The sequence below is a fragment of the Marinobacterium sp. xm-d-530 genome (genome assembly GCF_013283365.1).
Lineage (GTDB): Bacteria > Pseudomonadota > Gammaproteobacteria > Pseudomonadales > Balneatricaceae > Marinobacterium_E.
The window spans coordinates 70,685-95,958 of sequence record NZ_WBYM01000003.1 but is presented as its reverse complement, the minus strand read 5'-3'; the positions used below and the strand labels follow the sequence as shown (position 1 = coordinate 95,958).

The 25,274-nt window shown below is 50.0% G+C and carries 25 protein-coding genes; 16 read left to right on the top strand and 9 right to left on the bottom strand.

All coding sequences use genetic code 11. The annotated features are described in order from the left end of the window. Window positions 1-28 precede the first annotated feature (28 nt). The 3 genes from gmk (at window position 29) to spoT (ending at window position 3,114) form a co-directional block, all read left to right on the top strand. Window positions 29-646 (top strand): guanylate kinase, encoded by a 618-nt coding sequence (gmk, locus tag XMD530_RS05785; RefSeq protein ID WP_173506883.1) that lies wholly within the window; start codon window positions 29-31, stop codon window positions 644-646. 65 nt (window positions 647-711) lie between these two features. Continuing rightward, complete coding sequence (rpoZ, locus tag XMD530_RS05780; protein ID WP_173481728.1) at window positions 712-924, top strand: DNA-directed RNA polymerase subunit omega; 213 nt, start codon at window positions 712-714, stop codon at window positions 922-924. 63 nt (window positions 925-987) lie between these two features. Continuing rightward, a complete protein-coding gene (spoT, locus tag XMD530_RS05775) occupies window positions 988-3,114 on the top strand; it encodes a bifunctional GTP diphosphokinase/guanosine-3',5'-bis pyrophosphate 3'-pyrophosphohydrolase (RefSeq protein ID WP_173481729.1) in 2,127 nt (708 codons plus the stop codon). Between the two features lies 1 nt (window position 3,115). Here spoT and XMD530_RS05770 read toward each other — a convergent pair whose 3' ends face one another. Next, entirely contained in the window at window positions 3,116-5,023 is a 1,908-nt protein-coding gene (locus XMD530_RS05770; protein WP_173506882.1) for an ATP-binding cassette domain-containing protein, read from the bottom strand. Between the two features lie 67 nt (window positions 5,024-5,090). On the opposite strand from XMD530_RS05770, the gene XMD530_RS05765 reads away from it, so the two are divergent. After that, the gene (locus tag XMD530_RS05765; protein ID WP_173481731.1) at window positions 5,091-5,558 is read left to right on the top strand and encodes a TIGR02444 family protein; all 468 of its coding nucleotides are present in this window, start codon (window positions 5,091-5,093) and stop codon (window positions 5,556-5,558) included. Between the two features lie 93 nt (window positions 5,559-5,651). Then, on the top strand, window positions 5,652-6,344 hold the full coding sequence (locus XMD530_RS05760; protein WP_173482565.1) for an FKBP-type peptidyl-prolyl cis-trans isomerase: 693 nt from the start codon (window positions 5,652-5,654) through the stop codon (window positions 6,342-6,344). A 63-nt stretch (window positions 6,345-6,407) separates the two neighbouring features. Here the strand turns inward: XMD530_RS05760 and rsd are convergent, their stop codons facing one another. Both rsd and gshA read right to left on the bottom strand, forming a co-directional pair. Next, on the bottom strand, window positions 6,408-6,875 hold the full coding sequence (gene rsd / locus XMD530_RS05755; RefSeq protein ID WP_173481733.1) for a sigma D regulator: 468 nt from the start codon (window positions 6,873-6,875) through the stop codon (window positions 6,408-6,410). A 72-nt stretch (window positions 6,876-6,947) separates the two neighbouring features. Then, window positions 6,948-8,513, bottom strand: coding sequence for a glutamate--cysteine ligase (gshA, locus tag XMD530_RS05750; protein WP_173506881.1), 1,566 nt, complete (start codon window positions 8,511-8,513; stop codon window positions 6,948-6,950). Between the two features lie 165 nt (window positions 8,514-8,678). On the opposite strand from gshA, the gene XMD530_RS05745 reads away from it, so the two are divergent. The 3 genes from XMD530_RS05745 to XMD530_RS05735 all read left to right on the top strand — a co-directional run bounded on the left by XMD530_RS05745 (window position 8,679) and on the right by XMD530_RS05735 (window position 12,886). Then, window positions 8,679-10,838, top strand: coding sequence for a PAS domain S-box protein (locus XMD530_RS05745; protein WP_173506880.1), 2,160 nt, complete (start codon window positions 8,679-8,681; stop codon window positions 10,836-10,838). Between the two features lie 107 nt (window positions 10,839-10,945). Further along, window positions 10,946-12,307, top strand: a complete 1,362-nt coding sequence (locus XMD530_RS05740) for a sigma-54 dependent transcriptional regulator (protein ID WP_173506879.1) — start codon at window positions 10,946-10,948, stop codon at window positions 12,305-12,307. A gap of 69 nt (window positions 12,308-12,376) precedes the next feature. Beyond that, window positions 12,377-12,886, top strand: coding sequence for a hypothetical protein (locus tag XMD530_RS05735; protein WP_173506878.1), 510 nt, complete (start codon window positions 12,377-12,379; stop codon window positions 12,884-12,886). Window positions 12,887-12,896: 10 nt separating this feature from the next. Here XMD530_RS05735 and ilvA read toward each other — a convergent pair whose 3' ends face one another. After that, window positions 12,897-14,411 (bottom strand): threonine ammonia-lyase, biosynthetic, encoded by a 1,515-nt coding sequence (gene ilvA, locus XMD530_RS05730; protein ID WP_173481738.1) that lies wholly within the window; start codon window positions 14,409-14,411, stop codon window positions 12,897-12,899. 127 nt (window positions 14,412-14,538) lie between these two features. Here ilvA and rpiA point away from each other — a divergent pair, with 127 nt between their 5' ends. Next, window positions 14,539-15,210, top strand: coding sequence for a ribose-5-phosphate isomerase RpiA (gene rpiA / locus XMD530_RS05725; RefSeq protein ID WP_173488789.1), 672 nt, complete (start codon window positions 14,539-14,541; stop codon window positions 15,208-15,210). 61 nt (window positions 15,211-15,271) lie between these two features. Here rpiA and XMD530_RS11420 read toward each other — a convergent pair whose 3' ends face one another. The 3 genes from XMD530_RS11420 to XMD530_RS05715 form a co-directional block, all read right to left on the bottom strand. Next, the gene (locus XMD530_RS11420) at window positions 15,272-15,394 is read right to left on the bottom strand and encodes a hypothetical protein (RefSeq protein WP_256368476.1); all 123 of its coding nucleotides are present in this window, start codon (window positions 15,392-15,394) and stop codon (window positions 15,272-15,274) included. Window positions 15,395-15,498: 104 nt separating this feature from the next. Beyond that, window positions 15,499-17,976 (bottom strand): ABC transporter permease, encoded by a 2,478-nt coding sequence (locus XMD530_RS05720; protein WP_173506877.1) that lies wholly within the window; start codon window positions 17,974-17,976, stop codon window positions 15,499-15,501. Continuing rightward, window positions 17,973-18,656 carry an ABC transporter ATP-binding protein gene (locus tag XMD530_RS05715; RefSeq protein ID WP_173488791.1) on the bottom strand — a complete coding sequence of 228 codons (684 nt, stop codon included), beginning with the start codon at window positions 18,654-18,656 and terminating at the stop codon, window positions 17,973-17,975. Before XMD530_RS05715 ends, XMD530_RS05720 begins: the two co-directional genes overlap by 4 nt. Window positions 18,657-18,750: 94 nt before the next feature. Between XMD530_RS05715 and XMD530_RS05710 the strand changes: the two genes are divergently transcribed. Beyond that, window positions 18,751-19,359 carry an arylesterase gene (locus XMD530_RS05710; RefSeq protein WP_254442853.1) on the top strand — a complete coding sequence of 203 codons (609 nt, stop codon included), beginning with the start codon at window positions 18,751-18,753 and terminating at the stop codon, window positions 19,357-19,359. Between the two features lie 48 nt (window positions 19,360-19,407). Here XMD530_RS05710 and XMD530_RS05705 read toward each other — a convergent pair whose 3' ends face one another. Continuing rightward, window positions 19,408-19,992: a superoxide dismutase gene (locus tag XMD530_RS05705; protein WP_173481742.1), complete on the bottom strand. Its 585-nt coding sequence runs from the start codon at window positions 19,990-19,992 to the stop codon at window positions 19,408-19,410. Window positions 19,993-20,206: 214 nt separating this feature from the next. Here XMD530_RS05705 and XMD530_RS05700 point away from each other — a divergent pair, with 214 nt between their 5' ends. Next, the gene (locus tag XMD530_RS05700) at window positions 20,207-20,491 is read left to right on the top strand and encodes a hypothetical protein (protein WP_173481743.1); all 285 of its coding nucleotides are present in this window, start codon (window positions 20,207-20,209) and stop codon (window positions 20,489-20,491) included. Here the strand turns inward: XMD530_RS05700 and nudE are convergent, their stop codons facing one another. Continuing rightward, a complete protein-coding gene (gene nudE, locus XMD530_RS05695) occupies window positions 20,492-21,037 on the bottom strand; it encodes an ADP compounds hydrolase NudE (protein ID WP_173481744.1) in 546 nt (181 codons plus the stop codon). A 40-nt stretch (window positions 21,038-21,077) separates the two neighbouring features. Here nudE and yrfG point away from each other — a divergent pair, with 40 nt between their 5' ends. From yrfG to XMD530_RS05670, 5 genes are all read left to right on the top strand, one after another. Then, window positions 21,078-21,740: a GMP/IMP nucleotidase gene (gene yrfG, locus XMD530_RS05690; RefSeq protein WP_173481745.1), complete on the top strand. Its 663-nt coding sequence runs from the start codon at window positions 21,078-21,080 to the stop codon at window positions 21,738-21,740. Next, window positions 21,737-22,117, top strand: a complete 381-nt coding sequence (hslR, locus tag XMD530_RS05685; protein ID WP_173481746.1) for a ribosome-associated heat shock protein Hsp15 — start codon at window positions 21,737-21,739, stop codon at window positions 22,115-22,117. Before yrfG ends, hslR begins: the two co-directional genes overlap by 4 nt. Window positions 22,118-22,184: 67 nt before the next feature. Next, on the top strand, window positions 22,185-23,063 hold the full coding sequence (gene hslO / locus XMD530_RS05680) for an Hsp33 family molecular chaperone HslO (protein WP_173488793.1): 879 nt from the start codon (window positions 22,185-22,187) through the stop codon (window positions 23,061-23,063). Between the two features lie 186 nt (window positions 23,064-23,249). Beyond that, entirely contained in the window at window positions 23,250-24,797 is a 1,548-nt protein-coding gene (locus XMD530_RS05675; protein WP_173506876.1) for a phosphoenolpyruvate carboxykinase, read from the top strand. 175 nt (window positions 24,798-24,972) lie between these two features. Next, entirely contained in the window at window positions 24,973-25,254 is a 282-nt protein-coding gene (locus XMD530_RS05670; protein WP_173481749.1) for a hypothetical protein, read from the top strand. Window positions 25,255-25,274: the final 20 nt, after the last annotated feature.

Below are 25,274 nucleotides of genomic sequence, written 5' to 3'. Positions count from 1 at the left end.
TCGCGACTCAGTAATCAGGGTTTTTGTTATGCAAGCAGCTCAGGGCTTCCTCTACATCATTTCTGCACCCTCCGGTGCCGGTAAAACCAGTCTCGTAAAAGCATTGTTGGAGCGTGACGAGCGCATTCGTGTGTCGGTATCTCACACTACCCGTGCTGCTCGTCCTGGCGAGGAAGATGGTGTTGCCTACAACTTCGTTGATCTAACGGAATTTGATCGTCTGATCGAAGCGGGACAGTTTCTCGAGTACGCGGAAGTCTTCACTAATAAATACGGTACGTCCAAAGGCTGGGTTGATTCGCAACTGTCACTAGGTATTGATGTGATTCTCGAGATCGACTGGCAGGGCGCTGAAATCGTTCGTGAAAAGATGCCCGAAGCCCGCTCTATATTCATTTTACCGCCGAGTCGTGAAGAGCTTCTGCGTCGTTTGACCGGTCGCGGCACCGACAGCGACGAGGTGATTGCCGGTCGTATGGCGCAAGCTGAATCTGAGATGAGCCACTACGGCGACTTTGACTACTTGGTGATTAACGACCAATTCGACACTGCACTGGATCAATTGGCTGCAATATTTACCGCAAATCGTCTAGAAATGGCGGTTCAACAGCAGGCGCAGCAAAGTTTACTCGCTGAACTCTTGTAGAGAGCTGCCTAAACTCTGTACAATCGCCGGTTCGAATTTGTTACTACTCTTTAAAGAGGTTACTCATGGCACGTGTTACTGTAGAAGATTGCCTAGACAATCTTGATAACCGTTTTGAACTTGTAATGGTTGCGTCTAAACGTGCGCGTCAGATCGCTACTGGTGGTCAAGATCCTAAAGTTGAATGGGAAAATGACAAACCAACGGTTGTTGCTCTTCGTGAAATCGCCGAAGGTCACACAACTCGCGCTGTCCTTGACGAGCCAGTTCTAGACTAACTCTTCCAACTCTCTTCAAAGTGGGGCATCATCCTTATCATATTGTTTGTTAAGCGATAACTGATGCCCACTATAGACGCTCTATCTGAACGCCTTACCGAATATTTGGACTCCGATGAGATCCGAAAGGTAAGGCGTGCTTATTTTTACGCGGAACAGGCCCATGATGGTCAGCGTCGTAAAAGTGGTGAGCCCTACGTTACCCATCCCCTAGCCGTTGCCAGTGTTCTTGCTGAGATGCACATGGATCGCGACTGTCTAATAGCAGCCATGTTGCACGATGTCATCGAAGATACTGAGATCGATTTTGACGGTATCTCTGGCCAGTTTGGTGAAACCGTTGCACGAGTTGTTGATGGTGTATCTAAACTGACGCATCTTGAGTTCGAGAGCAAAGCGGAAGCGCAGGCAGAAAACTTCCAGAAGATGGTCTTAGCGATGGCAGAAGATATTCGCGTCATCATCGTTAAGCTAGCGGATCGTCTTCACAATATGCGTACGTTGGGTGCTATGCGCCCAGATAAACAGCGTCGTATCGCTAAAGAGACTCTGGATATCTACGCACCGATTGCAGCCCGTTTGGGTATGCGTGATGTTCAGGTAGAGCTAGAGGATTTAGCGTTTAAATCTTTCCACCCGATGCGTGCTAAGTACATTCGCCGTGCGGTGGTGCAAGCGCGGGGGCAGCGTAAAGATATTATCTCTGAGATTCAGGAGGCCATTAATCGCCGCTTGAAACAGGAGGAGTTAGTCGGTGAAGTGACCGGCCGTGAGAAACACCTCTACTCAATCTATCGCAAAATGAAGAGCGAAAATCGCAGTTTTGCCAGCATCATGGATGTGTTCGCTTTTCGTATTGTTACGACATCTGTTGATAACTGTTACCGAATTTTAGGCGCAGTACATAACCTGTTTAAACCCGTACCGGGGCGCTTCAAAGATTACATTGCTATCCCAAAAGCAAATGGCTACCAATCGCTGCATACCGATCTGTTTGGTGCACGCGATATTACTATTGAGGTACAGATCAGAACCCATGAGATGGATGCCGTCGCTGCGCAGGGTATTGCCGAACACAGCCACTACAAACAGAGTGGCGATGGCAGCAGTGCCGAAGGCTCTTACAACCGTGCGCGCAAATGGCTACAAGGCCTGCTTGAAATGCAGCAGGCTGCCGGTGACTCGATGGAGTTCATCGACAGCGTTAAGAAAGAGCTGTTCCCAGATGAGGTCTATGTCTTCACTCCGAAGGGACGCATTCTTGAGCTACCGAAAGGGGCAACCCCGGTCGACTTTGCTTATGCGGTTCATACCGACGTGGGTAACTCCTGTATCTCCTGTCGTGTTGATCGACATCTATCGCCGCTGTCAGAGCCGCTGAAAACCGGTCAGACCGTTGAGATCATCACAACCCCACGTGCCCAACCCAATATGGCTTGGCTCAACTTTGTTGTGACCGGTAAAGCAAGGACAGCGATTCGCCACTTCTTGAAGAACCAAAAACAGCATGAGTCGATCGAGTTAGGTCGTCGCCTGTTGAACCAGTACTTGGCTCAATATGAGATCAGTGATCAACAGCTTGATCAGAATAAGCTGGACAAGCTGTTACAAGATTTGAACTTCGAGACTCTCGATGATCTGTTAGAAGATATCGGATTGGGTAATCGAATGGCTTACGTCATCGCTCAGCGTCTACAACCGACGGATGGTGAATCTGACGAACCAGAATCACTTATTGGTACAGACGGTAAACCGATCTCGATTCGGGGTGCAGAAGGCATGGTCATGCACTTTGCTCGCTGTTGTTACCCCATTCCTGGCGACAATATTGTCGGTAATATCTCGGCAGGACGTGGCTTGGTGGTGCACCGCTCTGACTGTCGCAACCTCAACGGTAAGCGTGACGAGACCACCAATCGCAACATCTACATCGAGTGGGGCGAAACAGGTGAGGATGAGTACACCACCGTTTTAGAAGTTCAGGTTGAATCACAACGAGGCATCATCGCACAGCTGGCGATGGCGGTCTCTTCAGTAGGCGGGAACGTCAATCAGCTACTGTCAGGCGAGAAAGATGGTCAGATGAATGCCGTTACCATTGAACTGACAGTGACCAACCGTGTTCATCTGGCGCGGGTTATGAAAAAGCTGCGTGCTATTAAGCAAGTGACCCGAGTGAGTCGAATTTAGCCTAGGCGTGCTCTTGTTCAAGCTCTTCGAGCTGCTCTTGAGTTTCAAACCACTCCAGCTCAACACCCTCTAATTCGCTTTTAGCTTCGGCCTGCTGGCTTAGTAGGGCCTTTAACTCATCTTTGCGTTGATCCGTATACAGATCCGTGTCGGCAAGCTGTGACTCTAGGGCTTCCAACGATTGATTGAGCTTCTCCATTTTCGCATCAAGCTTCTCAAGCGCTTTTCGCAAAGGGCGTAATTTAGAGCGTTTTTCAGCCTCGATGCGTTTCTGCTCTTTCCGATCGGCGGCGCTTTGTGAGCGGCCTTCCGATGCGATGACCGGTGAAGAGTCCTCTTGCCGTTGGGTCGCTAGCCATTTGTGGTAATCATCGAGGTCACCGTCAAACTCGGTCACTTTGCCCTCGGCGACCAGAAGAAACTGATCGACGGTGTTCGCCAGTAGATGGCGATCGTGGGACACCAAGATAATCGAGCCTTCAAAGTCCTGAAGGGCTAGAGTCAGTGCGTGACGAACTTCCAGATCCAGGTGGTTGGTGGGCTCATCGAGCAGCAGCAGATTGGGTTTGTGCCAAGCGATCAATGCTAATGCAAGGCGAGCCTTTTCACCGCCAGAGAAACGTCCAATCGGATCCAGTGCATCATCGCCACTGAAACCAAAAGAACCGGCAAACGAACGCAGTTGAGCTTCGGTTGCCTTAGGAGCAATACGCAGCAGATGCAACAGAACCGAGGCGTTCATATCCAGTGCTTCGAGCTGATGCTGTGCGAAGTAGCCAATCTTTAGATGCTCACCACAGGAGCGCTCGCCACTGATTAGAGGTAGATCTCCGACCAAGCTTTTGACTAGGGTCGATTTACCAGCGCCGTTTCTACCCAGTAGGCCAATTCGCTGACCGGGTACAAGACTAAGTGATACACCGTTAAGAATTTTACTCTGTTCGCTGTAACCCAGTTCCGTGTTGTAGAGATTCAGCAGGGGCGATGAGAGTTTGTCGGAACAGTCGAATCGAAAACTAAACGGTGAATCGATGTGTGCCGCGGAGATCATCTCCATGCGCTCTAGCTCTTTAATGCGGCTCTGCGCCTGTTTGGCTTTGCTCGCCTTGGCTTTAAATCGACGCACAAAGCTTTCGATGTGTGCTATTTGTGCCTGCTGCTTGTCGTAAGCGGCTTGTTGTTGCGCGAGTCGTTCAGCGCGCATGCGTTCAAAAGCGGAGTAGTTGCCTTTATACAGGGTGAGCTGTTGCTGATAGAGGTGTACGACTTGGTTAGCGGTTGCATCGACAAAGGCGCGGTCGTGCGAAATCAGAATCAGGGTGCCTGGGTATTGATTCAACCACTGCTCTAGCCAGATGGTGGCATCCAAATCTAAGTGGTTGGTCGGTTCATCCAGTAGTAGCAGTTCAGATCGGCACATCAATGCCTGAGCAAGGTTAAGACGAATGCGCCAACCACCCGAAAAACTCTGAACGGGTTTGCTAGCGTCATTAGGTGCAAAGCCTAAACCATTGAGTAGAGTGTGGGCGCGGGATTCGGCACGGTAGCCATCAATGGCATCCAGCTGTGCGTAAAGCTCACCTAACTCTGGGCTATGTTCCTGCTCGGCAATGGCCAGTTTGCTCTGCAGCTGGCGCAGCTCCTTGTCACCATCGAGTACATAATCCAACGCGCAACGATCACTGCTGGAGACCTCTTGGGCCATATGCGCAATCTTGCCAGGAGCGGGTTTGTGTAGCTCCCCGGTGTCCTGTGATAGCTCACCTAGAATCAGCTTAAATAGACTCGATTTACCGACGCCATTGGCACCAATAAGGGCGACCTTCCAACCAAAATGGATGTTTAGGTCGGCGTGGTCAATTAGGCGCTGGGCGCCACGTTGTAAACTGAGCTGTTCAAGTCGTATCATGGGCGGCAAGTCTATCACAGCAAGGGCCGTAATCCTCTCTGTTAGATTCCTTATATTTGGAGATATCGTGGTTCCTTCAGGATTAAAACTCGACAACCCTTTGTGGTCTTTCGCCCTAGAGATCTACCCGTCAGTCGCTAAGCCGATGCTATCGATTCAGTCGAAAGGTGGGCGAGTCAATTTAATGTTGGCCGCGCTCTGGTCGGCTTCTGAGCAGATCGAATGGCCTGATTCGGTTCCCGACGCTATTGAGGCGTGGCATCAAAAAATTTTGCCGATTCGGTCGCAGCGTATGTCGTTAAAACCTCAGCTTAATGACTACCCCGAACTTGAAGCCCTGTATCAGCATTTAAAAGGGGTGGAGCTGAACATGGAGCGCGTCGAGATAGCGATGCTTCATCAGTGGCTTGCGCCCAAGCCTAAAGCGATGAACCTGATAACAGCGCAATCTAATTTGGACAGAGTCTCAGCCGGCGTCAGTGATATTGATCAGGATAAGGATGCCGTTCTTCAACGCCTGAAACCGCAAACCTAATGGGTTTTAATCCTGCGGTGTATAGGTTTTAATGTTTCTTTCATCTCATTCAGAGACACTGGTCTCATTGATAACACGAATAAGGATTTTCCAATGAAAAAAGCGGTATTAGCGCTTGCTCTATCTTCTGCAATGCTAGCGACACCTTCTCAGGCGACTGAACTTACGACCGATGATCAAAAGTTGAGTTACGGCATGGGCTTGGTACTTGGTGAGCGTCTAATGGCTGATTTCGACTCTCTTGACTACGATCTACTGAGTCAGGGTGTTAAGGACATGTTCGAAGGCAACAAGCCGTTGATGACCATGCAGGAGCTGTCTGATGTGATGATGGCATTCCAAGCGAAAAAGCTAGAAGCTGAACAGGCGAAAGAGCAAGCACTAGCGGATGCTAACCTGAAAAATGGCCAAGACTTCATGGCAGAGAATGCTAAGCGTGAAGGTGTTGTCACTACTGATACGGGTCTTCAGGTAGAGATTTTGGAAGAGGGCGCAGGCCCTACACCAACAGCAGAAGATAACGTCAAAGTGCACTACAAAGGTATGCTGATCAATGGCCAAGAGTTCGATAGCTCTTACGGTCGTGGCGAACCAGTGACCTTCCCGCTGTCTGGCGTTATCAAAGGGTGGACTGAAGGTCTGCAGATGATTAAAGAGGGTGGTAAAGGACGTCTAGTGATCCCATCTGATCTGGCTTACGGCCCTGGCGGTGCTGGCGGTATGATCGGACCAAACGCGACGCTAGTGTTCGAAGTTGAACTGCTTGCGATCAATCCGGCTGAGTAAATTGCTCATATATAAAAGAGGCTGCCATTTGGGCAGCCTTTTTTGTTTCAGTGTCCCGCAAATTTAGCTAACGGCTTCGCGATGTGTCTCATGCAGCATGGCGATCATCTGATCCTCTAACTCAAATCGATCAGCCAAGGCTTCGCCCAGTTTAGAGACCTGTTCGCTGAAGTAGCGGATATCTTCAACGGTCGCTGCAGGCAGATCAGAGAAACGGTCGTTAAAATCGAGCGCAAGATCGGTTGAAATCTGAATCTTGGGAAGGAGTGCTTGAGCCTCTGCTAGTTGTGAATCGCTGAAGGCTTCTCCCTCTGCTACCAGCTGTTGGTAAACTTCAAAGTGTCCTGATGAGAGGTAGTCTACCAAGAGTTGGCAAAATTCACCCAGTCGCGCATCCAACTCTTCGCCCACTTGAGTATGGGGAATTTCCATTAGAATTCGAATTAACGCGGCACGTTCATCCAGCCAATGGTCAATAATGGTGCTGACACCGCCCCAGCGTTCACGAGCATCTTTGCAGTTCTCTAACATAACAAAACCTCCAACTGAGATTTCAGTCTATGCCGATCGATAGAGTGCTGGCAAGTGATAACTAAGTTCCACTTAGGAGGCTAGGTAGTGCTGAAGGAATTCATCAAAGGGTGCTTCATCTTGTGATTCAGCATCGCGCTGTTTGGCCAGTGACTGTTCAGCCTCTTCAGTTAGTCGCTGTTTAACGGCTGGGTCAAGCGGTTCGCGTGACAGAGTCTCTCGGTGCACTTGTCCCATTTTGAGCGTCCACTGTTGGAAGGTGAGTGAGCTCGATTTCAGCTCGCTAATAATTTTAGCTGAAGGAGTCAGCTGCGGATCAGCTACCAGTTCATACTGTTTTTGAACCGCTTGTTGATAGGCATTTCCGCCGTGGATCTGATCGAGTAATTCAGCGACCAGAGTCACCTGATCGAGGATGTCGCGAGCAAACTGCTCACGTGACACTTCGCCCTCAAGAGTCTCAAGCATCAGACCTGGGCGACGCCCTTCAGAGACAATCTTGTCTTTGTTGTGAGCTACCATAGCGCATTCAGTGCTAGTAAGTAGTTGCTCACCTGCAAATAAACAGGTTAACAGGAAGGCGTCCATAAAGAGGCTCTGCTGCAGATCGATACCAATCGGCAGCAGTGGGTTGATATCGGTGTTACGTACTTCGATGTACTGAACCCCTCGTTCCATCAGTGCGTGGACAGGTTTTTCACCGCTGAAGGCAACGCGTTTCGGACGAATGTCACTGTAGTACTCATTCTCAATCTGCAACACATTGGAGTTGAGCTGGCGATACTGGCCATCGACTTTAATACCAATCGCTTCAAAGGGTTGGTGCGGTTGGTGTATCGCAGCCTGAAGAGAGTCTGAGTAGGTATCAAGATGGTTGAAGCAGACGTTCAGCCCCTCTTGGGCTCTGTTTGAATAGCCCAGATCACTCATACGCAGTGACGTTGCGTAGGGGAGGTAATAGGTATCATCGTCGAGAGGCTCTAGGTGGTGCTCTACAGAGTGCAAGAAATCTTTGCTGACAGCCGGTGATGCACCGAACAGGTAGAGCAGCAACCAGCTGTAACGACGGAAGTTACGAATCAGTGCAAAGTAACGATCGGAGGCGAAATCTTGGTCGCTAAGTTCCGAGTCGCACACCTGTTTCCACGCTGGCCAGAAGGCTTCCGAAATCGAGAAGTTGTAGTGAATGCCTGCGATGGTCTGCATCATCTTTCCGTAACGATGCTCAAGGCCCACACGATAGATGTACTTCAGTTGTCCAATGTTGGAGCTGCCGTATTCGGCAATGCGTATGTCATCTACCGATTTGATCGCACAGGGCATGCTGGCACACCAGAGCGATTCATGACCTAGTAAAGAGTAGGTGAATTGATGCAGTTCGGTCAGCTCTTTGAGTGAGTCGCGCACATCGGTGCTGACTCCGGTAATGAACTCCATCAGAGCTTCAGAGTAGTCGGTCGTGATCTGTCCATGGGTCAGCGTAGAACCCAGCGCGGCGGGGTGGTCTGTCTTGGCAATATGACCGGCACTGTCGATTCGAAGTGCCTCTTTCTCGATGCCGTGACCTAGCTCACGCAACAGATGTTGATGACCGCTTGCAACGAGGCGATCCAGATTCTCTTTAACTGCTTGTAACACCTTGAAGCTTCCTTACTCTTGGTTGGCGAAGTATATCAGAGAGCCTTCAGAAACCACGAGGATTGCAGACGATTTAATTTCATATTCAACATCGGGGTTGAGGGATGCCCTGCAAGGTGGAAAAATCGATATCTGTTTATTTAAAACGCCTATACAGGATAGTCGATGCCCGAGCGTTATACGCCCAAACAGTTCTTACCTTTCCGACCCGAAGTGATTCTAGGTGTGCTTACGCTGTTTGTCGTCTCTTTGATCTACTTGACCCTGATTACCCATCAACAGGCATTAGAGGAGCTGCATCAGCAGGCCTCCAGTGAGCTTGATCGTTACCGAGTGTCAGTGGAGCAGAGACTGGATCGTTTTCGTAGCTTGCCCGAACTGTTAGCCGATCATGAATTACTGGCTGATGCGGTCACTGGCGCCGAAGAGGAGCGTGTTGGGCAGGCGAATCTCTATCTGCAACGAGCCGTTGATCTGGTCAATGCATTGGATATCTATGTGATGGACAGTGCGGGCTACACCAGAGCCTCCAGCAACTGGTTTAAAGAGACCAGTTTTATTGGGCGGAACTTCTCATTTAGGCCCTATTTCACCGATGCCATGAAAGGGCAGTCGGGGCGCTATTTTGCTTTGGGCAGTACGACGAATAAACGGGGCTACTACTTCAGTCACCCGATGCACCGCAATGGTGAAATCATTGGGGTTGTCGTCGTTAAGATCGACTTGGATCAGATCGAAGAGCGCTGGAACAACCCGGCCACCGAAGTGATGGTGTCAGATGAGGATGGCGTTATCGTTATCAGTACCGAGCCAGATTGGATGTTTAAGACACTCAGCCCGCTGTCAGATGAGCAGATGAAGCGGATAGCCGAAAGTCTTCGATACGGTGATCAGCCGCTTAATTCTTTGAATATTGCTAAACGCAGTGTGGAGGATGAGCAGTTTGAGATCATTACTGTGCTGCGCAATGAGAGTGACAACCCTGCAGCATCGGCCGAGCTCGACACACGACAGTATCTGCTGTTGGCGGACCAGATCTCTAACACTGGTCTGACCGTTCGCCATCTCGCCAATCTGCAAACGGTTGAAGATCGCGTATTGGTGGTGCAGTTGATTACCACGATACTGGGTGTGTTGATCGTTCTGGCCAGTCTTGTGGCCTTTCAGCGACGCCGCATTCGCATTGAGCGTCAGCGCTATACTGAGCGTGAAAGCCGAGTTCGAAAAGAGCAGGAAGCGCGCATTGAAGGCGTGATTAATAATACTCAGGTTGGCCTCTCTCTGATCGATACAGAAGGTAAGATTGAGTACTTTAATCCGGTGCTGGAGAGACTGCTGGGGTATCGCTTGGATCAGATCATCGGCAAGCCGTTTCATGAGCTACTGTCGCCGCAGGATCAGTTACTACTGAAGCGCTATATTGAGTTAGAGGTCGCAACCCGTGAACAGCATCTGAAGCTGGAGGTGGATTGCCTCAACGCTAATGGTAGCGTTATCCCGGTTGAACTGACCCTCAGTAACATGGAGCAGAGTGGCCGTTATCACCTGATTGTCACCTTGGTTGATATCACCGAACGTCGCGAGCATTTACAGGCCTTACAGCGTGCACAAAATGAGCTTGAACGTCGTGTTGCAGAGCGTACTCAGGACCTTCAGGCCGCCAACAAAAAGCTATTGTCCGAGATCGAAAATCACCAGTTAACTCAGAACGAGTTGGTACAGGCGGCTAAGTTGGCGACCATTGGTCAGATGTCAGCCGGTATAAACCACGAGTTGAATCAACCACTGACGGCAATTCGCAATTACGCCGATAACGCCTTGAAGTTTCAGACACTGAATAATGCAGAACGAGTCACGAGCAATCTGCAGCAGATTGCCAATCTGACGCAGCGAATGGCCAACATACTGCACCCCCTGAAAGAGTTCTCGCGTAAGCAAGATCCGCAACAGAGTAGTGTGTCGCTGCGTGATCTGCGCGATGGGGCTATGTCTATCCTTTACGGGCAGTTAGAGCGTCAAAATGTTGAGATCACCTGGCCCGATAACTCGGATCAAATTTGGTTGAAAGCGGATCTTCTGCGTATGGAGCAGGTGATGGTGAATCTGATCAACAACGCTGCTCAAGCGATGGAGCAGAGTGAAGATAAGCAGATTCAGGTTCGTACAGAGTTTCTCGGGGAGCAGATCGCCATCTCTGTATGCGATACCGGACCCGGTTTAAGTGATGAGGCGTTAGAGCAGATCTTTACACCATTTTTTACCACAAAAGAGCAGGGGCTTGGTTTGGGGCTTGGTCTCTCTATTTCGCAGCGGATTGTCGAGTAGCTTGGTGGTATGCTTAGCGCCCACAACTTACCCGAGGGTGGCGCCGAGTTTCGTATTCTTCTAAATAGGGCTCAACCACCCAGTGCACAAGCAACTAAGGAGTCCGAGTGACAGAGTCTAGAGCTGACGAGATTCAAGTATTACTGGTAGATGATGACGCCTACATCTTGGATTCGGCTGGGCAAACGCTGGAGCTTGAAGGTTACTCTGTGGTGACCTGTGATCGTGCTGAAAAGGCGTTGGGTATCATCAGTTCAGGTTGGTCGGGGATTGTCGTCACCGATATCAACATGCCGGGTATGACCGGTTTAGAGCTACAGGCTAAGATCAAAGCCATCGATTCTGATATTCCGGTCATCATTATTACCGGTCATGGCGACATCTCTATGGCGGTAACGGCGATCCGTGATGGCGCCTACGATTTCATTGAAAAACCCTTTGCCTCTGAGCTGCTGATTGATGTCGTACGTCGTGCGATCGAAAAGCGCTCGTTAACTCTCGAAAACCGAGCGCTTAAAGAGGAACTAGCCACTCACAACGCGGCAGGCCCTCGTTTAATTGGCGCCAGTCCGCGCATTCAACAGCTGCGTAATATTGTTCGAGCGGTTGCTGATACCCCTGCGGATATTTTGATTCACGGTGAGACCGGAGCGGGTAAAGATCTGCTAGCTCGCTATATCCATGAAAACAGCAGCCGTCGCGGGGCCAACTTTGTCGCCATTAACTGTGGGGCGGTTCCTGAAAACCTGATTGAGAGTGAACTGTTTGGTCATGAGGCGGGCGCCTTTACCGATGCCAAAAGTCGTCGAATTGGTAAGTTAGAGCATGCTCAAGGTGGAACACTGTTCTTAGACGAGATCGAAAGCATGTCGATCTCTTTGCAGGTTAAACTGCTGCGTGTGTTGGAGGAGCGTGTCATTGAGCGTTTAGGTTCGAACGACCCTATTTCACTGGACTTAAGAGTCATCGCCGCCTCTAAAGTGGACCTGCGTGAGGCTGCCGACCAGGGCGATTTCCGAGAGGATCTCTACTATCGACTCAATGTCGTTCGAGTCGATCTACCCGCCTTACGGGAACGGCGTGAGGATATTCCACTGCTGTTTAAACACTTTGCTCTGGTCGCCTCAGGTCAGTTTGGCCGTGAAGTCGAACCGCTAACACCGGAGCAGATTCAGCAACTTGTCGCCTATGATTGGCCAGGTAACGTGCGCGAACTGCGCAATGTGGCGGAGCGTTTTGTGCTACTCGGTGAGCTCAATTGCGGGGAAGCGGGCGAGTTGGAGAGTAATCAGAACACCGTAATGAGCTTGCCTGATCGCGTTGAGTACTTTGAGAAAACGTTGATTCAAACCGAATTGGCGCGTCATGCTGGCTCAATCAAAGAGACGCTGGCGGCCTTAGGTCTACCCAGAAAAACCCTCTCTGACAAAATGCGTAAGTACGGTCTTGATAAAGCGGACTACAAATAACGCACCCGGTTGTCAGGACCTGACTATTCGTTATACTTGCCCGCTTGTTTGAATATAAGGCGACTCTCTATGTTGGGTTCAATTGCAGCTGTTTGGGGTATTGTTGGCGTTGTTGCTCTGTTGAGCAGTGCAATCTATCGCTTAGCCCCCATGGCTTTGGAACTTCCGTTTGCTGAATTGAGTTTTGGCCATTGGGTGGCACTGGCTTTCTCGTTGGTTTTTATGGGATTTGCAGAGGGATATCGAGGCTTCCAGCAAAACTTTTCACCTCGTGCAGCAGCGCGAGCTCGCTACCTTCGTCACCATGTGACGCCTGCGCGTTTGGTACTCGCACCGCTCTTTTGCATGGGGTTCTTCCATACCACTAAGAAGCGCAAAATCGTCAGCTATTCACTGACCACATTTATCATTGTGTTGATCATTGTGGTGCACTCTATCCCGCAACCTTGGCGCGGCATTGTCGATGCTGGTGTCCTACTGGGTCTGACCTGGGGAACTATTTCGTTGCTGGTATACGGAATGAAAGCGCTAACTAAAGAGGTGTTCGACGTCTCACCCGAGACCCCAGAACACCACTGATGTTTTTCGGTTAACCTAGGAAGAGCTGGTAGGCTGGGTTGGTGGTCTCTTCAAACCAGGTGTAGCCCAACTCGTCTAAATACTTACGCACTTCAGAACGCTCTTTCTTAGGCACTTCCATACCCACTAAAACGCGTCCATAGGCAGCGCCGTGGTTGCGGTAGTGGAACATTGAGATATTCCAACGCCCACCCAGAGTATTTAGGAACTTCATCAACGCGCCTGGACGCTCTGGAAATTCAAAGCGGAAGAGCGCTTCGTCACCACAGGCATCAGGCTTGTGACCGCCAACCATATAGCGAATATGACTTTTTGCCACCTCGTTATCGGTAAGGTCTGTCACTTCATCTAATGCGTCGTTAAGTTCGGCCAGTAACTCTTCGCGACCATCGTTGTTTTTTCGGATTTGAACACCGGCAAACACCACGGCCGCATCGCTGTCGCTATAGCGGTAGTTGAACTCAGTGATGTTGCGATTCCCCAGCGTTTTACAGAACTGCTTAAAGGCACCTGGTCGCTCTGGGATTTTGGCCGCTATTAATAACTCACGTTTTTCACCGATCTCTGAACGCTCAGCAACATGACGCAGACGATCAAAGTTTACGTTGGCCCCTGAGTTGATGGCGATTAGATTTTTGCCGGTGCACTGCTCGCGCTCGACATAGCGTTTGAGGCCGGCAACCGCTAGGGCACCTGCGGGTTCTGACACCGCACGGGTATCGTCAAAGATATCTTTAATGGCCGCACAGATCTCATCCACGCTGACGGTGATCACTTCATCGACATGATCTTTACAGATTTCCCAAGTGTGCTTACCGATCTGAGCTACGGCGACACCGTCCGCAAAGATGCCAACTTGTGGCAGTGTGGCACGACGACCCTTCTCCATAGCCAGTGCAAGACACGCGGACTCATCCGATTCAACGCCAATGATCTTGGTCTCGGGACGAAGGTATTTAACGTAAGCAGCAACACCGGCAATCAAGCCGCCACCGCCGACCGGTACAAAGATAGCCTCGATGGGGCCAGTATGCTGGCGCAACATCTCCATCGCAACGGTACCCTGTCCTGCAATGACATCGGGATCATCGTAGGGCGGGATGTACGTTAAGCCTTTCTCTTGCTCCAGTTTTGCAGCATGCTGGCGCGCATCGTCAAAGGCATCACCGTGCAGAACCGCTTTTCCGCCCAAGCGACGCACGTTGGTGACTTTCACGTCTGGCGTGGTTTTGGGCATGACAATGGTCGCTTTGATACCAAGGTACTTAGCCGCATTTGCAACGCCTTGAGCATGGTTGCCGGCGGATGCAGTAATAACACCGCGCGCCTTCTCTTCATCGGTCAGCTGAGCCATACGGTTGTAGGCACCACGAATTTTGAACGAGTAGACAGGTTGTTCATCCTCACGTTTTAGTAGGACTTTGTTACCTGTGCGCTCGGACAAACCGGGTGCGTCATCCAGTGCGGTTTCGACGGCTACGTCATAAACACGCGCTTCAAGAATTTTTCGTATGTATCGCTGCATAGTGATCAAGAGCTGTTTTGCTTAAGAAATATGGATGCAAATGGTATAGACTCACTGCTATTGCGTCTAGATAGCCAGGCAAATGGCTGCTAAAACACCCAAAAATTGACTGTTTAGAGATGGATTGATGACTCAAGACGAAATGAAACAGGCTGTCGCACAAGCGGCACTGGATTATGTACTGCCAAAATTAAAAGCGGATTCGGTGATTGGTATCGGAACCGGCTCTACGGCTAACTGCTTTATTGATGCATTGGCAGCACACAAAGGTGCATTTGAATCGGCCGTGGCGAGCTCGGAAGCTTCTGCCGAGCGTCTGCGCGCACATGGCATTGAAGTGGTTGATTTGAACTCAGTCTCAGGCATTGAGGTCTACGTCGATGGCGCCGATGAGTTCGATCCACACCTAAACCTAGTCAAAGGTGGTGGTGGTGCGTTGACTCGCGAGAAGATTGTCGCAGCAGCATCCAAAGAGTTTGTCTGCATTGTCGACCAGACTAAACAGGTGGATGTATTGGGTGCTTTCCCTCTGCCGGTAGAGGTAATTCCGATGGCTCGTTCTTACGTAGCTCGCGAGTTAGCGAAGCTGGGTGTTCAGCCTGAATACCGCCAGGGCTTTGTAACCGATAATGGCAACATCATCTTGGATGTCCACGATATGGAGATCCTCAATCCAAAAGGGCTAGAGCGAGAGTTGAACGACTTGGTGGGTGTTGTCACCAATGGTCTGTTTGCGCTTCGTCCTGCAGATATTGTTCTGATGGCAACGCCAGAGGGTGTTGAGACACTGACTGTCTAAGTCGGAAAAGTACAGCCAAAAAAAAGGAGCCATTAGGCTCCTTTTTTGTTGGTTGAGTGGCTTACCACTGAACAACCTGAGTCAATGCGATGCTGACTGGCATAGTGATCCAAGCAAGAGCAACTAGGTTGATTGCGATCCAGCCCCAGCCAGAATTGTCACGGAAGTTTTCGTCGTGTGCCATGGTTTTAAACCCTCAAATTTGTTGATTTAGATCAAAATTTGAGCGAATTCTACACATCTTTGATCAAAAATAACACTACTCCAATAGTGGAATTAGCCGTAGTTTTACCCATGGGATTTAAGAATGGCATAGCACTGCTCTATCTTAAGTGGAGCACGCAGCAGACTGGCTATCGCAATAAACGCGAAACTGGCCAGTATTGGCAGAGTGAACCACAGCTCCCAGTGAGCAGAGAGCGGTATCTTCAACAAAAACTGATTCATGGCTGCCAAGGTGATCTCTGCACTGAACACAGCGAGTGAGCCACACACTAGACCCAAAAGACCAAACTCCAAGAGATCAAGCTGTTTGGTCTCAGTCGCTCTTGCCCCTAATGTCTGCAGCAGTGCCACCTCAGTTTTACGCTGTTCTAAAGCTTGGAGCAGGGTGATAGTGACCAGAATAAGGCCAGTCGCCAGTGTCATGATCAACACAAAAGCCGAGCTTTCAGCGAGTCGTTCTAACCAGCCAGCGAGCTGTTTCATCAGTTGATCGATGTCGATCAAGGTTAACGACGGGAATTCGCGAAGCAGTTCGTTCGCCTGTGCTTTGCGCTCCTCGGCCAGTTTAAAGCTAGTGATCCATGTGCCCGGATAAGATTGCAGTGCTGCTGGCGAAAAAATGACGTAGAAGTTGGGCTGGAAAGATTCCCACTTCACTTCACGCACACTGGTGATGACACCACTGACGGGTTGGCCACCGACGTCAAAGCCGAGCTTGTCACCCAGTTTAAGCCCTAGATCCTCCAGCATGTCCCGCTCGATTGAGATCTGATGCTCGCTAGAGTCTGAATCCCACCACTCACCTTGGATGATTTGGTTATGCACCGGTGGTTGCTGACGCCAGGTCAGGTTTAACTCACGGCGTAGAGAGTTATCTTTTAGTTGCTCTTCGTTGAGCTGAGGTCTAATCGGTGCATCGTTAAGGTCCACTAATCGCCCGCGTATCATGGGATAGAGTTCGGTATCAATGTCGCGATCCGCCAAAAACTGATCGACCCCTGGCTTTTGCCACTCTTGGATATTGATTAAGAAGTAGTTCGGCACGTCCTCAGGGAACTGCGCTTGCCACTCTTTGACTAAGTCCTGACGAGCCACCCAGATAACGCTTAACAGCATCAGCAACAGAACCATGACCCCCGCTTGTAATCGGTGCCATTTACGTTGCTGGCGCAAACGCATGATGAGCAAACGCCCAAGGGCAAGGCGGTTAGCTAAAAAACGCCCGAGGCTGTGCAGAATCAGTTGGGCCAACCACCCGAACAGTAGGCCGCTGATACCCAGCATGATCAGTAATACCGCAGCAGCGGCAGGCGCCGCCAAAAATAGCAGTAAGACGGCGCTTAGCAGTACCAGACTGATGAGGTAGAGCCCCCAGCTCGCTTTTTGAGTCGTGTTTGTCTGGTCGCTTCGTAGTAACTGTGCAACGGGCACCTTGGCCTGCTCCAGTGCTGGAGGCATGCCGAGTAGAAGTAGCATCGCATACCCCAACGTAGGGCCTATTAAGTAACTACTCCACTGCGCGTTAGGGAGCGCTTGTGGAAGCAGACCGGATAGCCAGATATCGGCTAGGCCAGCGAGAAGAGTGCCAGCGACACCACCAATCACCGCGATAAGGGTTGCGGCTATGCCAAGCTGCCAAAAATAGAGCCTTACTAAGGCGTTGGGTGTAAGACCCATACTTAAGAAGAGCGCGCTGCGACTCTGCTGTGCATGACCGAAGCGACGCAGTGCCAACAGAATGGTCAGTGATGCAAGCAGTAGGGTCGTCAGTGAACTCAAGCGAACATAGGAGAGACCGTTAGCGAGAGCGTTACCGGTGACCGGTTGATCATTGATCAGTGACAGTATCCGCTCGTGGTTCTCCAGCGTCGGTTTTAGACGTGCCTCGTACGTTTTAAGCTGATCATTGTCACCACTGATCAGTAGACGGAACTCGGCTCTAGAGCCAGGACCCAGTACCGCGCTCTTCTCAAGATCTTGCTGATTGACCAGAAGATGTGGGTTGAGTGTGTTGAAACCGCTGCCTCTATCGGGGGACTGCTTTAACCTGGCGGTAAGCACTAGATCGGCGTAACCGAACTGCAGGGTATCTCCAATCGACAGACCCAGTTGATCAATAATGCGCTCTTCAGCCCATGCGGTTCCCGGCTCAGGTGCCGCTACTTGCATAGGTGGATCAGTAATCACCTCTCCCCTGAGCGGGTAGGGATCAGAGATTACTTTGGCTGAGCTTAGGATGAGGTTGTCACCAGCACCGACCATGGTGGGAAATTGAATCACTCGGGTGGTGGTTAGCCCCAGCTCTTCAGCTAGGTCCGTGCGTTGTTCATTAATGGGTCGACTGGATCGAACGACTAGATCGGCCCCTAGCACTGAGGCACTCTCTCTGAGGAGGCCACTCTCTAAACGATCACTGACGATCGATAAAAAGCTGGTCAGTGTCACAGCGAGTAGAGCCGCAAGGATTAATACTCGCCACTCAATGGTCCGCAGTTGGACCCACAGCTGACGCCTTGCAATACGGGGGATGGCAGAACTCATGATAGCTCCTCGATAGCCCCATTACTCAGTTGAATTCGACGCTGACAGCGTTTTGCTAGCTCAAGGTCGTGAGTGATCAATATCAGCGTTGTGCCCTGTTGCTCGTTTAATGAGAAGAGCTGTTCAACGATTTGCTGCCCCGTCGCTTCATCGAGGTTGCCGGTAGGCTCATCGGCAAAGAGCAGGGCAGGGTTACCTGCAAAAGCACGCGCTATCGCCACGCGTTGCTGCTCGCCACCGGAGAGTTGTGAAGGATAGTGATCAGTTCGATCACCCAGCCCGACGTTTTGTAGCCATTCCGACGCTGTTGCCTCCGCGTTTTGCTGCTGGCGAATCTCAAGGGGTAGTGCGACGTTGTCCTGTGCTGTTAGCTCGGGCAGTAGGTGAAAGGATTGGAAAATAAAGGCAATTTTATCGGCTCTGAGTTTTGCTCGTTCTGCATCCGACAGTGACTCTAAAGGCTTACCTTCAAATTCGACTGTCCCAGAGGTGGCCGTATCCAACCCCGCAAGCAGACTGAGTAGCGTCGATTTACCGGCGCCAGATTTACCGATGATCGCTATCGTCTCCCCGGCATTAATGGTTAGGTTGAGATTGACGAACAGATCCAGTGTTCCGCTTCCGGTCTTAAACTGTTTTCCCAGCTGTTTTGCTTCAAGTAGAACGGAGCGGCAAGTCATGGTGTCCTCTTAATGATCCAATAGTCTTCTAATACCCTTACGACTATTATTAATTTTGGGTTTGTTACGTCGCTTTTAAAGGTTCGAGGTCGTTTTGTTAAAGAATTTTATACTGCACTTATTCATCGTTTTTGGGTTAGCGCTGCCGGTTAAGGCAGCGGATATTATGGTGTTGGGAGATAGCCTCTCGGCCGGTTATGGATTAACCCCGGGTGAAGGTTGGGTAGAGTTAATGGAACAGCGTTTGGAAGGTTCCGGTCTGACGTTATTAAATGCCAGTGTCAGTGGTGAAACCACAGCCGGGGGGCTGGCGCGACTTCCCGATCTGTTAGAGCTACACGAACCTAAATGGGTCCTGCTTGAGTTAGGAGCCAATGACGGTTTACGCGGTACCCCTCTGAATATTATTCAAACCAATCTTGAAGCATTGGCCAATAAGATTACAGAGTCAGGTGCAAAGCTGATTGTGATTGGTATTCAGCTACCGCCCAACTATGGTCCACGATACACCCGCGCTTTTTTTAATCTATTCCCTCAGCTAGCTGATGCATTTGATGCGCCACTCGTGCCTTTCTTATTAGAGGGCGTGGCGACCGATTGGGATCTGATGCAGTCAGACGGCTTACACCCTAAAGCGGTAGCCCAGCCGATCATTCTTAAGACCGTGATGAGCGTTGTGGGACCGGAAATAGGCGTGCAGTAGACAATAAAAAAGAGAGCCGAAGCTCTCTTTTCAATGACGGGCTACTGATTAAGCCGCTAGGTTTGCGTTAGCAAAGTCCCAGTTCACAAGTGACCAGTAACCGTTTAGGTAATCTGGACGTACGTTGCGGTAATCGATGTAGTAAGCGTGTTCCCAAAGGTCAACAGTTAGGATCGCAGTCTGACCGTTAGTCATTGGCGTGCCTGCGTTGCTAGTGTTAACGATCTCTAGAGAACCGTCAGCGTTTTTAACCAACCAAGTCCATGAAGAACCGAAGTTGTTAACCGCTTTGTCGTTTAGCTCTTCTTTGAACTTGTCGAAAGAGCCCCACTGAGCGTTGATCGCGTCAGCAATAGCGCCTGTTGGCTCACCGCCACCGTTTGGTGATAGGCAGTTCCAGTAGAAGGTGTGGTTCCATACCTGTGCTGCGTTGTTGAATACGCCGCCAGCTGGTGCCGTTTTGATGATCTCTTCTAGAGATTTACCTTCAAACTCAGTACCTGGTACTAGGCCGTTTAGCTTAACCACGTAAGTGTTGTGGTGTTTGCCGTGGTGGAATTCTAGAGTTTCAGCAGAGATGTGTGGTTCTAGTGCATCTTTTGCGTATGGCAGTGCTGGAAGTTCAAAGCTCATTTTATGCTCCAATCATTTCAGTTAGTCAGGGCATAAAAACCCTGGCGGTAAGTTAGTGGATGCGATCATATCACCTTTCGCCCGACTATTAATGGCACAAAAAGTAATGTCTTTAGATCACTCGGTTGTTTCGTATCTGCAACTAAAGATAGCTGAAATTATGTTCACCTCTGATTACAATGCGGCCATCTTGATCATTTACAAGGCTTAAAGCATGTCAAAGGTTCTGTTGTGGATCGCCGTTGTTATGGGCGCCATCTACATTGTTCGTGTTAACTACTTTGGATCCAAAACCTACGAACCGTTTATGAACGGTTGTCTGGTGTCAGGTGCCTCTGAAGCGCGCTGCAGCTGTCTAACCGATTATGTCCACGAGCGCTTTGACGACTTGGAAGTCGGTCGCATTCTGCGTAGTGATCGGTCTGATGCTGGTTTTTCTGAGCGCGTGGATCGCGTTATTGCAGCTGGTACGTTGGCCTGTAAGTCTGCGGATCAGTAACTACTGCTCGGCAAGCCATTGCTTGACCAGAAACAGTGCGGCAATGGCTCGGCCTTCATGAAAATCACTCTGCATCGCCAGTGTCTCGATATCCGCCAGTGGGTATTTCACAACTTCCAGAGGCTCTGGCTCATCCCCCTCTAAGCGACTCTCATAAAGATCTTGTGCCACAACCAGCGTCAGTGAGTTGCCCATGTAGTTGGGCACCGCGCTCATATTCCGGATAACCTGAAGTTGATTGGCAGCAAAACCCGCCTCCTCTTGAAGCTCACGATTGGCTGCCTGTAGTGCATCTTCGCCAGGATCGATCACCCCTTTGGGTAGTGTTAAGACATAATCATCAAAGCCGGTCGCATACTCTCGAATCAGAACGATGTTCTGTTGGGCATCGATGGCAAGCACCATGACGGCGCCTCGGCCCTTGGATGCCAGGCGTTCAAATCGACGCTCCTCACCATTGCTGAAGCGAAGGTCGACCTGCTCGACATGAAACAGCGCACTCTTCTCTGGCTTAGTGACCTTCAAAATTTCCGGTTTGATCGGCATACTGGTATCCAAATAACGTTTCCTAGAGTGTTCCCCGATTATGCTTCAATGGCAAGAGATAGACACCGTCTTCTTAGATATGGACGGCACCCTGTTGGATCTTCACTTCGATTCACACTTCTGGCTTGAGTTTCTGCCTGCTCGTTACGCAGAGATTCACCAAATCGATGTTGAAGAGGCTAAGAAATATATCCTGTCGAACATTATGGAGGAGCAGGGGACATTAAACTGGTACTGCTTTGACTACTGGAGCGAACGCTTTCAGCTTCCGATTGCTGAGTTAAAACATGAGGTGGCCGATAAGATTGGCTATCGCCACTCTGTGCCCGAGTTTCTTGCTTGGCTCAAACAGAGTGGCCGACGTGTGCTGATTGTCACCAATTCGCACCGTGCAGGGGTTGATTTAAAGTTCTCTCGTACCAATTTAGCGGATGAGGTACAGGGTGTGATCAGTTCACACGACTATGGCTATCCGAAAGAGTCGCAAGCCTTTTGGGAGACTCTTATGAAGCATGAGCCCTTCGACCCTGAGCGTACATTGATGGTGGATGACAGTCTACCGGTTCTGCAGTCCGCACATGATTTCGGCATCAAGCATCTGCTAACGATTGATCAGCCTGATCTGCAGATGCCCCCACGCGACATGAGTGATTGTGATTTTATGTCGATCAATGATTTTAATGAGGTAATGGTAAACGAATGAGTAGCGGTATCCGTCTAGATAAGTGGCTTTGGGCTGCCCGGTTCTACAAGACCCGAGGCATTGCCAAAGAGATGATTGAAGGCGGTAAGGTGCACTACAACGGGCAAAGAGCAAAGTGCAGTAAAGCGGTTGAGATTGGTGCCAAGCTTAAGATTCGTCAGGGCTACGACGAGAAAGAGATCGAGATCGTTGCACTCTCTGATCAACGTCGTGGCGCGCCAGAAGCTCAAAAACTCTACGTTGAGACTCAAGCCAGTATCAATAAGCGCGAAGAGAACGCAGCGATGCGTAAGCAGTTGGGCTCAGGGCCTGATGCACGACCGGATAAAAAGAGCCGTCGTGAGTTGTTGCGGGTTAAAGGTTATTTACGAGATTGATAGCTGAAACCTGCACCAATTCCGCGTAAAATCGCGCCCCAATTGTTAAATTATTATAGGTCTTCTGATGAGCACACCTGATCAAATTCAACGCGTCCTGTTTGATAATGCCGACGTGCGAGGCGTTGTTGTCGGTCTTGAAGAGAGTTTCCAGCAAGCGATTGCTTATGGTGACTACCCGGATGAGATTCGCCACCTGTTGGGCGAGATGTTGGCGGCGGTTGTGCTACTCAGTTCAAACTTGAAGATCGAAGGGCGTTTGTCACTTCAAGCACAGGGCGACAGTGGACTGCGTCTGCTTCTTGCTGAGTGCAACGATAAAGGCCAGGTCCGTGCGATTGCTCGTTTTGACGAAGAGACCCTGAAGCACGGCGAGCGTTTCGATCACTCCTTTGTTAATGGTCGCATGGCGTTGACCATGGAGCCTGAACAGGGTCAGCGTTACCAAGGCATTGTACCGCTTGAAGGGGCGAGCGTTGCCGAGTGTATCGAAGGCTATTTCCGCCAATCAGAGCAGCTACCCACGCAACTGATTCTGACCACCAATGGTCAGCGTGCCGCTGGCATGATGCTGCAAGTGTTACCGGCTGCTGGCAATGGCGATGAGGATTGGAATCACATCTCTACTCTGGCGCAAACCCTGCAAAACGATGAGCTACTCGAGTTGGATAACGAGACACTGTTGTATCGTCTTTTCCACCAAGAGAGCGCACGTATCACAGATCCCGAGCCGTTAAGCTTCTCGTGTGACTGTTCACGTCAACGCAGTGCGGCCGCACTGCAAACGATGACCGAAGAGGAACTTTTAAGCCTTGCTGAAGAGCACAAGGGTGTCGTATCAACAACTTGTCATTTCTGTAATCGCAGCTATGATTTTGATGCGCAAGACATTAAAGCACTGTTCCACAACGATGGGGCATTGAACGAGAGTGACTCGTTACACTAAAGGTTATCGATCTGGGGGTTTGTTAGAGCCCCCGGCTATGAGATAATCGCGCACCTACAAAAAGAGTTGGCCACGACCTTTCAAACCAACCACCAAAAATATTATTTAAATTATTTTCCGCGTTCCGCCCTCTTTGAGGACGGTAACTTTTAGGTACAAATGGGTTAAAGCCCAAGGGATCAGTTGATGACTAAAGAGTCAATCGCAGAGAATCACCTTAACCTGACGCCTGCCGCGTTGGTTGAGGCTGCTATCGCACGCAATGAAGGCGTACTAGCAAACACAGGTGCACTTGTCGTTACTACCGGTAAGCGTACAGGTCGTTCACCAATGGATCGTTTCATCGTCCAAGAGCCAAGCACATCCGATGCCATCTATTGGGGGCCAATCAACCGTCCATTCGACGCAGACAAGTTTGATGCATTATGGGCGCGTGTTGAAGCGTACATTTCTGAGCAAGAGTCTTTCACTTCTGAAGTGCATGTCGGTTCTGATCCAAGTCACTACCTTGCAGTGCGTATGACAACTGAAACTGCATGGCAAAATCTTTTTGGTCAAAATCTCTTCATCCGTCCAAGCGACTACAACCCTAAGGGTAAAGAAGAGTGGCAAATTCTTAACGCTGCTGGTTTCGAGTGTGAGCCAGAGCGTGATGGCACCAACTCTGATGGCTGTGTCATTCTGAACTTCGCACAACGTAAAGTGTTGATCGCCGGTATGCGTTACGCGGGAGAAATGAAGAAAGCGATGTTCTCTGTACAGAACTTCCTTCTACCTGAAAAAGACGTGCTACCAATGCACTGTTCAGCGAACATTGGTGAAGATGGCTCAACGACGCTCTTCTTCGGTCTTTCAGGTACTGGTAAAACAACCCTTTCTGCAGACCCAAGCCGTTACCTAATCGGTGATGATGAGCACGGTTGGGCGAAAGGCGGTGTCTTCAACCTAGAAGGCGGTTGTTACGCTAAGACAATCAACCTTAGCCAGAAAAACGAACCGATCATCTGGGATGCAATCCGTTTTGGTGCAATCGTCGAGAACGTTGTTCTAGACGAGTGTCGTGAAGCGGATTACAACGATGTCAGCCTGACAGAGAACGGTCGTTGTGCCTACCCGTTGAGCCATGTTGAGAAGCGTTCGGCGACTAATATGGGTGACGAGCCAGATAACATCGTATTCCTAACCTGTGACCTAACCGGCGTACTGCCTCCTGTCTCTATCCTGAGCAAAGAGGCAGCGGCGTACCACTTCCTATCTGGCTACACAGCGTTGGTTGGCTCTACAGAGATGGGTTCAGGCGGCGGCATCAAGTCGACCTTCTCAACCTGTTTTGGTGCACCATTCTTCCCGCGTCCACCAAGCGAGTACGCAGAACTACTGATCAAGCGTATCGAAGAGTACGGCTCTAAAGTTTACCTAGTGAATACCGGTTGGACCGGCGGTAGCTACGGTACAGGTGAGCGTTTCAGCATCCCAACGACTCGCGGCATTATCTCAGCGATCCAACACGGACACCTTAAAGATGTGGAAACTAAGCACATCCCTGGTCTAAACCTAGAAGTGCCTGTGACCGTTCAGGGTGTTGATGACAACCTACTTGTGCCACGTGATACTTGGGCAAACGGCGCCGATTATGATGCTGCTTGTGCCGATCTGACCGCACAGTTCGTTAACAACTTCGAAAAATTTGAAGGTGTTGATGAGAAGATCATTGCTGCAGGCCCTCAAATTTAAGAGGCTGCATGCAGTATAGAGAGGCGACCTAAGGTCGCCTTTTTTATTGCTGTGAAAACTAATTTCGAACTTAAACCTTGGGTACTCCATGTAAGAAACACCTGGCTTTGGCGGTGTAAGTTAATCTGTGATTCAATAGAAAAAAATATCAAGGGTTTAAAGGAGGGTCTGAACGATGTTAGATGAGGACTTAATCGCAGACTGGCTCGGACCTGTATACCAAATACTTCGTTGGCTTGGTTTTTCTGAAGCTTGGCACTTTGGTGGGTTGTTCATCTTCTTCGCTGTAGGCTTCATTGTTTCCATAAAATTCACGTCCAAAAAACCAGCCATAACTTTGAACCAATCTGAAATCGATGCGGTTCGCGAGGCAAAAAATAAGAAGGGGTTGTCAGGAATACTTGCAGCTTTCAAAGCAGGTGAACAAGTGGGCAGCAGAAACAAAAAAAATAAATGAGACTGATATCCACTCAGGAC

Excerpts from the sequence above, each read along its gene's own strand:
- XMD530_RS11420 (WP_256368476.1), bottom strand. The coding sequence starts at position 15,394 with ATGGCACACGACGAAAACTTCCGTGACAATTCTGGCTGGGGCTGGATC.
- XMD530_RS05745 (WP_173506880.1), top strand. The coding sequence starts at position 8,679 with ATGCCCGAGCGTTATACGCCCAAACAGTTCTTACCTTTCCGACCCGAA.
- hslR (WP_173481746.1), top strand. The coding sequence starts at position 21,737 with ATGAGTAGCGGTATCCGTCTAGATAAGTGGCTTTGGGCTGCCCGGTTC.
- XMD530_RS05700 (WP_173481743.1), top strand. The coding sequence starts at position 20,207 with ATGTCAAAGGTTCTGTTGTGGATCGCCGTTGTTATGGGCGCCATCTAC.
- rsd (WP_173481733.1), bottom strand. The coding sequence starts at position 6,875 with ATGTTAGAGAACTGCAAAGATGCTCGTGAACGCTGGGGCGGTGTCAGC.
- nudE (WP_173481744.1), bottom strand. The coding sequence starts at position 21,037 with ATGCCGATCAAACCGGAAATTTTGAAGGTCACTAAGCCAGAGAAGAGT.
- XMD530_RS05735 (WP_173506878.1), top strand. The coding sequence starts at position 12,377 with ATGTTGGGTTCAATTGCAGCTGTTTGGGGTATTGTTGGCGTTGTTGCT.
- XMD530_RS05705 (WP_173481742.1), bottom strand. The coding sequence starts at position 19,992 with ATGAGCTTTGAACTTCCAGCACTGCCATACGCAAAAGATGCACTAGAA.
- hslO (WP_173488793.1), top strand. The coding sequence starts at position 22,185 with ATGAGCACACCTGATCAAATTCAACGCGTCCTGTTTGATAATGCCGAC.
- spoT (WP_173481729.1), top strand. The coding sequence starts at position 988 with ATGCCCACTATAGACGCTCTATCTGAACGCCTTACCGAATATTTGGAC.
- XMD530_RS05720 (WP_173506877.1), bottom strand. The coding sequence starts at position 17,976 with ATGAGTTCTGCCATCCCCCGTATTGCAAGGCGTCAGCTGTGGGTCCAA.
- yrfG (WP_173481745.1), top strand. The coding sequence starts at position 21,078 with ATGCTTCAATGGCAAGAGATAGACACCGTCTTCTTAGATATGGACGGC.
- ilvA (WP_173481738.1), bottom strand. The coding sequence starts at position 14,411 with ATGCAGCGATACATACGAAAAATTCTTGAAGCGCGTGTTTATGACGTA.
- rpiA (WP_173488789.1), top strand. The coding sequence starts at position 14,539 with ATGACTCAAGACGAAATGAAACAGGCTGTCGCACAAGCGGCACTGGAT.
- gmk (WP_173506883.1), top strand. The coding sequence starts at position 29 with ATGCAAGCAGCTCAGGGCTTCCTCTACATCATTTCTGCACCCTCCGGT.
- rpoZ (WP_173481728.1), top strand. The coding sequence starts at position 712 with ATGGCACGTGTTACTGTAGAAGATTGCCTAGACAATCTTGATAACCGT.
- XMD530_RS05760 (WP_173482565.1), top strand. The coding sequence starts at position 5,652 with ATGAAAAAAGCGGTATTAGCGCTTGCTCTATCTTCTGCAATGCTAGCG.
- XMD530_RS05770 (WP_173506882.1), bottom strand. The coding sequence starts at position 5,023 with ATGATACGACTTGAACAGCTCAGTTTACAACGTGGCGCCCAGCGCCTA.
- XMD530_RS05675 (WP_173506876.1), top strand. The coding sequence starts at position 23,250 with ATGACTAAAGAGTCAATCGCAGAGAATCACCTTAACCTGACGCCTGCC.
- XMD530_RS05670 (WP_173481749.1), top strand. The coding sequence starts at position 24,973 with ATGTTAGATGAGGACTTAATCGCAGACTGGCTCGGACCTGTATACCAA.
- XMD530_RS05715 (WP_173488791.1), bottom strand. The coding sequence starts at position 18,656 with ATGACTTGCCGCTCCGTTCTACTTGAAGCAAAACAGCTGGGAAAACAG.